General features: G+C 63.2%; 4 protein-coding genes. All 4 read right to left on the reverse strand.

All coding sequences use genetic code 11. The annotated features are described in order from the left end of the window. Positions 1-1,138 (reverse strand): ABC transporter ATP-binding protein (locus HX786_RS31290; RefSeq protein ID WP_178913069.1); only part of this gene is annotated, 1,138 nt, incomplete at its 3' end. Further along, positions 1,135-1,962, reverse strand: a complete 828-nt coding sequence (locus tag HX786_RS31295; RefSeq protein WP_003210288.1) for an ABC transporter permease — start codon at positions 1,960-1,962, stop codon at positions 1,135-1,137. The genes HX786_RS31290 and HX786_RS31295, both read right to left, overlap by 4 nt. After that, positions 1,962-2,939 carry an ABC transporter permease gene (locus tag HX786_RS31300; protein WP_087693384.1) on the reverse strand — a complete coding sequence of 326 codons (978 nt, stop codon included), beginning with the start codon at positions 2,937-2,939 and terminating at the stop codon, positions 1,962-1,964. The genes HX786_RS31295 and HX786_RS31300 overlap by 1 nt, the downstream gene beginning before the upstream one ends. Next, the gene (locus HX786_RS31305) at positions 2,936-4,519 is read right to left on the reverse strand and encodes an ABC transporter substrate-binding protein (protein WP_178913070.1); all 1,584 of its coding nucleotides are present in this window, start codon (positions 4,517-4,519) and stop codon (positions 2,936-2,938) included. The genes HX786_RS31300 and HX786_RS31305 overlap by 4 nt, the downstream gene beginning before the upstream one ends. Positions 4,520-4,709: the final 190 nt, after the last annotated feature.

Consider the following 4,709-nt stretch of genomic DNA (forward strand, 5'->3'; position numbering starts at 1 on the left):
GCCCCACCGTCTGCCGCGGATTGAGCGAGGCAAACGGATCCTGGAAAATCATCTGCACATCACTGAGCAACGCTCGCAGCCGCCCCTCAGACAACCCCGCGACCCCCCGCCCCAACCACCCGATCCGCCCGCTGTCAGCACGCAGCAAACGCACCAGGCACCGACCCAGGGTCGACTTGCCCGACCCCGACTCCCCCACAATCCCCAACGTCTCGCCTTCACGCAATTGCAGCTGAACCGCATCCAACGCCTGAGTCGTACGCCGCCCCCACCAACCGCTGCGGCTGCTGAACACCTTGCCCAGCGCTTCGGCCTTCAGCACCACAGGGCCAGCCACCTGCGTACGTGGCACCAGCGGTTGCGCCGACACCGCCGCCAACAACTGCCGGGTGTAATCTTCCCGGGGCACACGCAACACCGCCGGGGCCGTGCCCTGCTCCACCACCCGGCCCTTTTCCAGCACCAGCACCCGGTCGGCAATCGCCTCGACCACGGCAAAGTCGTGGGTGATAAACAACAGTGCCATGCCCTTGTCCTGCTGGATCTTGCGCAGCAGGTCGAGAATCTGCGCCTGGGTGGTCACGTCCAGCGCCGAGGTCGGCTCATCGGCAATCAACAGCGCCGGATCAAACGCCAGGGCCATGGCGATCACCACCCGCTGACGCTGCCCGCCAGACAGTTCAAACGGATACGCCAGACGCAAGCGCTCAGGGTCGGGCAAGCCGACATAACCGAGCAAATCCACCACCCGCTGACGCCGCACCCGTGCCGCCGCCACGCCATGGGCGCGCAGGGTTTCATCGATCTGTTGGCCCACCCGCAACAGTGGGTTGAGGGCGCTCATGGGCTCCTGGAATACCATGCTGATATCCCGCCCGCGCAGTTGGCGCATGGCCTCTTCGCTGCGATCGGCCAGGTCTTCGTCGCGAAACACCAGGCGCCCGCTTTCCACCTTCAGCGGCTCCGGCAACTGGCGCAGCAAAGCCTTGGCCAGCATTGACTTGCCGGAACCGGATTCACCCACCACACACAAGCATTCGCCACGGTTCAGTTGCAGCGACAGGTCATACAGCGCATGGCTGCGGTCCGCACCGGCCGGCAAGGCGATACGCAAATGTTCAACACTCAACAACGTCATAGCGACCTCCCGGGCTCAAAGGCCACACGCAAACCTTCGCCGACTCGATTGACCGCCAGCACGCACAGCACAATCGCCAACCCCGGCAGAAAGCTCATCCACCAGGCGTCCCGCAGCAAGCCACGGGAGGCATTGATCATGTAGCCCCAGCTCATGGCTTCTGGGTCGCTCAAGCCGAGAAACGCCAGGGCCGCTTCGGTGAGGATCGCCGTGGCCATGACAAAGGTCATGGTCACCAGCAGCGGCGCCAGGGCGTTGGGCAGGATCTGCTGGGCGATGATCCCCAGCGGCGACTGCCCCAGCACCCGCGCGGCCTGCACGAATTCGCGCTGGCGCAGGGTCAGGAACTCACTGCGCACCAACCGCGCCACCGCCGGCCACGCTACGAGTGCGATGGCCAGCACGATGGAGAACAGGGACGGCTCAAGGATCGCCACCAGGATCACCGCCAGTACCAGTTGCGGAATGATCTGGAAGAACTCGGCAATGCGCATCAGCACACCGTCGAGCCAGCCACCGAAATAGCCGGCGACCGCGCCGACCAGTAGGCCCACCACCAGGGTCGCCAGGCTGGCCAGCGCCCCCACGGCCAGGGACACCCGCGCGCCGTACAGCAGGCCACTGGCGAGGTCGCGACCGAGCAGGTCACTGCCCAGCCAATGGGCCGGGTCGTGGAATGGCGCGAGCATCGGCTGGCTGTTCATCTCCCATGGCGAGCTGCTGGTCAGCCAGGGGGCGGCGATCGCCAACAGCGTCAGCAGCAGCAAAAACAGCGCACCGATCAACGCCGCAGGCTGGCGCACAAAACGTCGGAAAACCAGCATCAGCCTTGCACTCCTGCACCGATACGCGGGTCGAGAAAACGACAGATCACATCGGTCAACACGTTAAAGCCCACCACCAGAATCGAGATCACCAGGAAACCGCCCATCAACACGCCGTAGTCACGCTGGGCCAGCGAGTCGTACATCAAGCGACCAATCCCCGGCCAGGAATACACCACCTCCACCAGCAACGCGCCGCTGGCCAACTGGCCCAGTTGCAAACCGGCAAAGGTCACCACCGGCAACAGCGCATTGCGCAGCACATGCACGTACAAAATCCGCCGCGGGTGCAGGCCCTTGGCGTGGGCGGTGCGCACGTATTCCTGGCCAAGGGCGTCGAGCACGGCGGCGCGGGTCAGGTGGATATACAAGGCGAGAAACAGCACGCTCAACGACACGCACGGCAGCAGCAGGTGCTTGAGCCGGTCGAGCAGGGAAAAGTCCTGTGCCACCGTTTCCATGCCAAACGCCGGCAACCAATCGAGGCTGACGGAGAACAACAGGATCAGCAGCATCGCCAGCCAGAATGGCGGCATCGCATACAGCAGCAATGCGCCGTGGGAGATCACGCCATCCAGCCAGTGACGCTTCTGTCGGGCCCGGGCGGCCAACGTCCCCAGGGTGACGCCAAGCACCGACGAGAGCAAAAATGCCGAGCCCATCAGGGCCAGTGTTGCCGGCAAGCGCTCGGCAATCAGCGACCACACCGAGGTCTGGTTGCGGTAGGAATAACCCAGGTCCAGATGGGCGATATTGCCCAGGTAGATCAGCAACTGCGTGAGCAACGGCTTGTCCAGGCCCATGGTCTGGCGCAGGTGTTCGATGAACTGCACATCGTCCACACCCGCCTCGCCGGCCAACAGCAGCGCCGGGTCACCCGGCGCCAGGCGGATCAGTAAAAAGCCCAGCACCAGCACCGCCACAATCATCAACAGTGCCTTGAGCAGGCGACCGCTGAAATACAGCAACCCGTTCATGGTGCAGGCGCGTCGAGGTAGACGCTTTCGTAGTCTTCGTTAAGGCTGGTGGCGGTTTGCAGCAGGTTCTTCACCTCTTTGTGGAACAGTGTCGGGTAGCGCATTTCGAAGATCGGCGCGATCGGCAGGTCGGTGTTCAGCACGTTTTCCAACTGGCTATAGAGCCTGGTGCGTTCCGGGCCTTCCGGGGTGTTGGCGACCTGAGTCCACAGGGCATCGGCCTCGGGGCTGTTGTAGCCGCTGACGTTGGCAAACGGCGAAGTCTTGAGGATGTAGTCGGAGCGGTACAGGTAGGCGTTGGTCAGGTACGGGTCGCCGATCTGGAAGATGAAGTTGTAGGTCAGGTCGAAGTCCCAGTCGCTGACGCGCTGGAACCAGGTGGCGGCGTCGGACGTCACCACTTGTACCTTGAAGCCCAGCGGCTGCAGGGCTTGCTTGGTGTATTCGGCCAGGCGCTCCCAGGCACCGCCCTTCTCGCCGTTGAGCAGACGAATCCGCACGGCGCCCACGTCCACGCCGGACTCGGCAATCAGCGCCTTGGCTTTTTTCACGTCATAGGTGTACTGCGGCAATTGCGGGTCGTGGTACGGCGAGGTGGACACGAACTGGCCGGGGGCAACCTTGCCCGAACCGAAGAAGATGTTGTCGACGATGAACTGGCGGTTCAGCGCATACAGGATCGCCTGGCGCACCTTGGGGTTGTTCAGCGGCGGCTTGCGCGTATTGATCTGCAGGAAGGCCAGGCCGGAATACAGCTCCCAGCCTTTTTCCGACGACTGCACGTCCGGCAAGGCGGTCAGGCGCTTGAGGTCGGAATAGTCGGCATCACCACTGCGCAGCACCTGCACGTCGTTGCGCTCGAACGCCGCAGCGCGGGACGAGCCGTCCGGGATCACGTGGAAGATGATCGCATCCAGGTGTGGCAGGCCCTTTTTCCAGTAGTCGGGGTTCTTTGCCAGCTTGATATAGGCGCCGCGTTTCCACTCCACAAACACAAACGGGCCGGTGCCGACAGGCTTGAGGTTATAGGGGTTGTTGCGAAAGTCAGTGTTCTCGTAGAGGTGCTTGGGCACCACAGGCCGCAGCCCGCTGCCCAGGGCCGAGAGCAACGGCGCGAAGGGTTTCTTGAGCTGGAACACCACCTGCAGCGGGCCCTTCGCGGTGATGCTGTCGACGTACTCGGTGAAGACCCCGCCCAGACGCTTGTCCACTTCGGGGTAGAAGGTCTGGAAGCTGAACACCACGTCATCGGCGGTGAACGCGTGGCCATCATGCCAGCGCACGTTGTCCTGCAAATCGAAGGTGTAGGTCAGGCCATCGGGAGAAACGGTCCAGGCCTTGGCCAATACCGGTTTGGGTTTCAGGTCGGTGTCGAAGGTCAGCAGGCCCTGGAGGATCTTGCCGCTGACGTGCTGGGTGGACACGTGGCTGACCACGCCGTGCATCAGCGACGGCGGTTCGGGTTGGGCCACCAGGTTCAGCACCCCGCCGTCATGGGGTTGCGCCTGAGCGGTGCCGGCCAGCAGCACGGCGCCAAGTCCCAGGTATGAAAGGACACGGCGAAAAGATAAAGGGCGCATGGAGACTCCTTGGCTAAGGTTTTGTCAGGGATTTAGCAAGGGCTGTGCCATGGGGCGACGGGCCGCGTTTGCGGGCATCACAGGCCTTGGCAGTGATGAAAAAACCACAGTGGCCGGGACGAGTGTGGAAAAAGCAACAGCCCGCCTTCTTGAGGAATGGTTGTGCGTAGCAGCTGCCGAGCCTTGGCGA

Source organism: Pseudomonas sp. 21615526, assembly GCF_013386245.1.
Taxonomy (GTDB): domain Bacteria; phylum Pseudomonadota; class Gammaproteobacteria; order Pseudomonadales; family Pseudomonadaceae; genus Aquipseudomonas.